Annotated in this window: 6 protein-coding genes; all 6 read right to left on the reverse strand. The window is 69.2% G+C overall.

Annotated elements, in window-relative coordinates:
- Positions 1 to 458, reverse strand: a 458-nt coding sequence (locus tag Q0C41_RS29880; RefSeq protein ID WP_291990412.1) for an Hpt domain-containing protein, incomplete at its 3' end; no start/stop codon positions are given.
- Positions 459 to 706: 248 nt separating this feature from the next.
- Positions 707 to 1,918: a methyl-accepting chemotaxis protein gene (locus Q0C41_RS29885; protein WP_291990415.1), complete on the reverse strand. Its 1,212-nt coding sequence runs from the start codon at positions 1,916 to 1,918 to the stop codon at positions 707 to 709.
- A gap of 274 nt (positions 1,919 to 2,192) precedes the next feature.
- Complete coding sequence (locus Q0C41_RS29890) at positions 2,193 to 2,579, reverse strand: Hpt domain-containing protein (RefSeq protein ID WP_291990417.1); 387 nt, start codon at positions 2,577 to 2,579, stop codon at positions 2,193 to 2,195.
- Positions 2,545 to 3,543 (reverse strand): response regulator, encoded by a 999-nt coding sequence (locus Q0C41_RS29895; protein ID WP_291990419.1) that lies wholly within the window; start codon positions 3,541 to 3,543, stop codon positions 2,545 to 2,547. Before Q0C41_RS29895 ends, Q0C41_RS29890 begins: the two co-directional genes overlap by 35 nt.
- Before the next feature lie 78 nt (positions 3,544 to 3,621).
- Positions 3,622 to 3,993, reverse strand: coding sequence for a hypothetical protein (locus Q0C41_RS29900; RefSeq protein WP_291990421.1), 372 nt, complete (start codon positions 3,991 to 3,993; stop codon positions 3,622 to 3,624).
- 201 nt (positions 3,994 to 4,194) lie between these two features.
- Entirely contained in the window at positions 4,195 to 4,548 is a 354-nt protein-coding gene (locus Q0C41_RS29905; RefSeq protein WP_291990423.1) for a response regulator, read from the reverse strand.
- Between the last annotated feature and the right edge of the window lie 139 nt (positions 4,549 to 4,687).

A 4,687-nucleotide genomic window follows, 5' to 3' on the forward strand; every position in this document is an offset into this window, starting at 1 on the left:
GCAGGCATGGCCGCTGCGACGGGCACGGGAGTGGGCGCGGCGGCGGCCGCCACGCTGTCGGCCGGCGTGCTCCGTCGGTCGTTCAGGGCCTGGATGCGCTGGATGACGGCGGTGTAGTCCGCGTCGCCCTCGCTGCCGTCGGCCTCGATGAAACCGAGAATCTCGCGGATGGCGTCGACCATGCCGAGCAGCGCCGTGGTGATCTGCGCGTCGAGCACCATCTCGCCATCGCGCAGACGGCTCAGCAGGCTCTCTCCGACGTGGCTGACCCCTTCGAGCTTCGTGAACCCGAGGAAGCCGCAGGTGCCCTTGATGGTGTGGATCGCCCGGAACACGCTGCCCAGCGTGTCGCGGTTGCGGGGGTCCTTCTCCAGATCCACCAGGTCCTGATCGAGCCGGTCCAGTCCTTCATGGCTTTCGATCAGGAATTCTCGAATGAGGTCGTCCGACTCGGTCACGGTGCTGCCTCCGTGCCATCCCCGCCGACTGACGGATTGGCTACGCACAGGAATCGACGTCGTGATTGCAGGCTTGAACGCGACTGCCGACGCGACACGTGCGCTGGAACGACGATGTTTCAAGGGGCGTGCCACGGCAGCAGAGCCGTGGACACGCCAGTTTCTTGGAAGGAATGCGCGGCCTGTCGGTCAACCTGACGGCGGCACGGAGCGCCTCGTCAGGTCGCCGACAGAACCAAGGTCAGGGGTCAGGCCTTGAAGCCCGAGACCAGCTGCTGCAGTTCGCTGGCGAGCTTGGCCAGGCCACCGGATGCGCTCTGCGAGTCGCTCGCACCGTCGCTGGTGCTGCGAGCGGCCTGGGCGACGCCGGTGATGTTCTCGGCGATCTCCGCCGTGCCCCGTGCCGCTTCCGACACGTTGCGGGAGATCTCGTTGGCCGTCGCGGTCTGCTCTTCCACGGCGCTGGCGATCGTCCCCGAGATGTCGTTGATCTGGTTGATGATCGCGCTGATCTCGGCGATGGCCCGCGTGGCCCCGCGGGTGTCGCCCTGGATGGCCTCGATCTTCTGGCTGATGTCCTCGGTCGCCTTGGCGGTCTCCTTGGCCAGCTCCTTGACTTCGTTGGCCACCACCGCGAAACCCTTGCCTGCTTCGCCGGCGCGCGCCGCCTCGATCGTGGCGTTGAGCGCCAGCAGGGTGGTCTGCTGCGCGATCGACGTGATCACCTTGATGACCTTGCCGATCTCTGCGCTGCTCTCGCCGAGCTTGCCGACCGTGGTGTTGGTCGTGTCGGCCCCCCGTACCGCCTGCCCCGCCACCCGGGCCGCGTCCGCGGCGTTCTTGGCGATCTCGCGGATACTCGCGCCCATCTCCTCGGTGCCCGTGGCCACCGTCTGGACGTTGCGACTCACCTGCTCGGAGGCCGCCGACACGACGTTGGCCTGGGCCGAGGTCTCCTCGGCGTTGGCCCCCATCTGGGTGGCGGTCGCGGTGAGCTCCTCGGCCGAACTGGCGAGGGTGTCGGCGTGGCCGGCAATCTGCTCGAGCAGCTTGTGCAGGCGCTCCTGCTGACGAATGCGCTCGGTGATGTCGGTGGCGTACTTGACGACCTTGAACGGCTTGCCGTTCATGTCGAGGATCGGGTTGTAGGAGGCCTGAATCCAGACTTCCTTGCCACCCTTGCCGAGACGCTTGTACTCGGCGGCCTGGTATCGGCCGGCCCGCAGGTCGGCCCAGAACTGCTGGTACTCACGGCTGGCGGCATAGCCCGGCGCGCCGAGGAAGTTGTCGTTGGCCGTGATGATGGTGCCATCGAGCTCGAACTCGATGACGGCCTGGCTGCGGTCCAGTGCGGCCAGCTGGCCGCGCAGGACCATCAGTTCCTGGTCGGTGTCCTGGTGCGTGGTGTCGTGCGTGTGGGAACTCAGGGCCAATGCGCCCCGGTTCCTTGGCGTACCCATGACGAACGTCCTCCGCGCGTCCCGACCGCACCGGTCGGTGACGCATGACGTGTGAGCGTGAGGTGCAGTTCGCGTCGCGCCGTGCAGCGTGCCGGCGCGCCGCTCGTGGCGCCTCGGAGGAACTCATGTTCGATGCCAGCCCGGCCGCCGGGGCGTTTTTGGGCCAATCGCGCTGAATCGCGTCCTGTCCCCGCGCGCCCCGGTCATCGGGGAGGCACCCATGCCGACCCTGGGGTCGGTGGGCCGACAGGTCGGTCCGTCAGGAGTACCTGACCTACTCCGCGCCGTGGGCCCGCTTTGCGAGCAGGGCCTCGAGATGCGCGGCGACGTGCGCGAACTCCACGTCGATGGCGTCGGCCAGTCGGGCCAGCGCGTCGGCGCTGTCCCCACGATGGCCCGCCTGCTCCAGGGCACTGGCGAGATCCTGCAACTGGGTGGCACCGAGGTTGCCGGCACTGCCCTTGACGGCATGGGCCACGCGCGAGGCGTGCCCGGCGTCCAGGGGCCGAGCCTGCAGATCGCGCAGACGCTCCGGCGTGTCCCGGAGGAAGAGGGTGACCAACTCCGCGACGAGATCGGGTTCGCCCGGTTCCTGCAGGGAAGCGAGCATCTCGATCACCTCGGGGTCAACCGGCGGTGGCTGGGGTGGCGGCGTGTACATGCGCAGGGTCCTCGATGCGGCGATCCGCATCCTGTACGGTCCGGGCCAGGCGCGCGCCCGGCACCGCCCGCAGTGTGGTCATGAATCGAAGGTCGTGCGCCGACGACGTGTACGTGACACGAATGCCCCCGGCGCGCTCACAGGCCTCCGCGCCGAGGCGCGACACCGTGGGCTCACCGAGCGACACCACATCGCCGCGCTGGCGCAGGGCGGTCTGCAGCCGGCCGCCGATGATCGTGGCGAACTCCCGAAGGGTGGCGGAGACGTCGGCGTCGGTCACCACGTCACCCGCCTGCAGATATTGCGCCGTCATGCGTTCGCTCATCGCCCGCGGCGCCGTGATGGCAAATTCCAGATCGACGGCCTCGCGCTCCAGCCGCAACACGGCCGAGGCGACATCGTCGCCCGACGTCAGTGGCTCGCGAGTCCCCGCGGCCCCCACCTCGATGCCGAGCATGAGGCCGAACAGCTGCTCGGTGGCGGCAATCATCTGCGGCCGGAGGTCGGCCCGCGCCGCCAGCGCCCGCTCGGCAGGACCATCATCGGCCACCGCGGGGGCGTCACCGAGACGGTCGAGAATCTGCTGGATCCGTTCGGCGACGTCGAGAGGACGCAGGGGCTTGGTGAGATAGGCCGCAATGCCGAGTCGGAGCAACTGCCGGACCTTCCGCTCGTCACGCACCGCCGAGAGGACGATCACCGGTGTCTGGCTGAGCGCCGGCGTGCGGCGAATCACGGTCAGGGTCTCGACACCATCGAGGACCGGCATCAGCAGGTCGAGGACGACGATGTCGAAGCTCTCGCGCACGAGCAGGGCGAGGGCCTCCTGGCCGTTGGCGGCCACGCTGACCGTGCACCCGTTCCTCGTCCGCAGGATGTGCGAGAGCAACAGGCGGACGTTGGCCTGATCGTCGACGACCAGCGCCTTCATGGCCGTTCCCCGGACGCAGGCACGAATGGACATCGGACGCGCAGCATCACAAGGGCGAAATCGGCACGACCGGGAGGCCCCATCACCCCCGGGGGGAGACGGTGCCGCGCGTCAGAGCGCCCCGGAGCCCGGCGCGCCGCGCAGAATCGGCCGCACGAAGGTCGTGAACTTGACGTCGCCCAAGGCGTTGTGGAACCCGACCGCGGCCCATAGCTCGGCAATCGGCAGCGTCTTGGCGAGCACAGTGACGATCGGCAGGCCGATGGTGCACACGTCGTCACGGCCGCGGAGCGCGTTCTGCAGGCGGCCGCTGACGATGTTGGAGATTTCCTGGAGGGTGGACGAGACGTCCTCCTCGGTGACCACGTCGGCCCCCTGGAGGAAGAGCGCGGTCATCCGCTCCCCCATCTCCCGCTCGGTGGCCGAGATCATCTGCGGGCGCAACTCCGGGCGGGCGAGCAGCACCCGGCTCCGGCGTCCCACCGGTCACGAGCGTGGCGAACTGCTTCTTGAACGCGTCCGGGATGAACGTACGCTGGATGACGGCGTCGGCGTCGGCGGGCGGATCCTCGCCACCGCGCGAGCCGGCCACGACCACCGGCACGCTGGCCAGACCGGGCAGGCTGCGTAACTCTTGCAGGAACATCGGCGCGGCGACGGCGCCGAGCTTCTGTCCGAGCAGGATCACGGCGGGCCTGGCTTCGAGTCGACCACCAGCAGCCGCGCCCCATCTTGCAGGCCCAGGAGTGATCGCCCCTGTCCCTGCTGTGGGGTGTGGGTGCTCGTGCCGAGGGTGGCCACGAAGCGCTGGACGCGGACGGCGGCGTCCGAGGGGCGCAGGGGCTTGGTGAGATAGGCACTGACGCCGAGCTTCACCAGTTGCCGCACCTGGGCCTCGTCACGGACGGCCGACAGCACCATCACGGGCAGGTTGCGCAGTTCGGGCGTGCTGCGGATGGCGTCCAGCGTCTCGAGGCCATCCATGGTCGGCATCATGATGTCGATCACGACGAAGTCGTAGTGGTCCCTCGACAGCACGTTGGGCTGTACGGTACCACCCCTGCCGCGCGGCGGACGCCGGGCCGCTGCCCCGCCCGCGTCCGGAAGACGTGTCGCGCGTGGCGTGCCACCGGTCGCTCAATGCGCGGCGGGCGCGGCCGCTTTCGGTGTCGCGGCG

Origin of the sequence: Luteitalea sp. (genome assembly GCF_022842525.1) — a bacterium.
In the GTDB taxonomy this organism is placed as follows: Bacteria; Acidobacteriota; Vicinamibacteria; order Vicinamibacterales; family Vicinamibacteraceae; genus Luteitalea.

Coding starts and splice junctions, on each gene's coding strand:
- Q0C41_RS29885 (WP_291990415.1), bottom strand. CDS start 1,918: ATGGGTACGCCAAGGAACCGGGGCGCATTGGCCCTGAGTTCCCACACG.
- Q0C41_RS29890 (WP_291990417.1), bottom strand. CDS start 2,579: ATGTACACGCCGCCACCCCAGCCACCGCCGGTTGACCCCGAGGTGATC.
- Q0C41_RS29895 (WP_291990419.1), bottom strand. CDS start 3,543: ATGTCCATTCGTGCCTGCGTCCGGGGAACGGCCATGAAGGCGCTGGTC.